The following is a 502-nucleotide window of genomic DNA, read 5'->3' as shown; positions in this document are numbered from 1 at the left end:
CGACTCGTAACAACGTAAATGGATACTGTTGTCTTCAGGCACGGTTGTCATCAGCACTTTACTAACTAGCCGTTTTGACAGCGCATCGGCGACACCAACTTCAAACAAAATGTTGGAGTGCTGACTGTAGTTCACAATATCAAGCATCTCATAGCTTAAACCAAACATACGATCCGCATATTTGAAGACCAATTGTCCGAGTTCTGTTGGTTCGACAGTACGGCCGTTTCGCTTGGTTAGCTTACCTTTCATCCGCTCTTCAAGCGCTTTGATTTGCCCGGTCACCGTTTGAGGAGTGAGAAAAAGCGCATCCGCGGCCTTGGTAACAGAGCCTTGCTTGCACACCATCCAGAAGTAATAAAGATGGTTGTAATTTAGATGTGACATCGGCCAATTCCAGAAAAGAAGGTGATGCTTTTTATACCAAATGTGACAGAGACAGACAAGATACTCGGCAAAACCATCACTTTAACCAACTAAAATTAAGTTTTACCGAAAATAC

At 43.4% G+C, this 502-nt stretch carries 1 protein-coding gene; it reads right to left on the bottom strand.

Annotated elements, in window-relative coordinates; genetic code table 11:
• On the bottom strand, positions 1-387 hold a 387-nt coding region (gene nhaR / locus R7Q09_RS28730), incomplete at its 3' end, for a transcriptional activator NhaR (protein WP_318144282.1).
• Positions 388-502: the final 115 nt, after the last annotated feature.

The sequence above is a fragment of the Vibrio sp. 2130-1 genome (assembly GCF_033339515.1).
The sequence above is the reverse complement of the archived record's forward strand: the minus strand, read 5'-3'. Positions and strand labels throughout refer to the sequence as shown.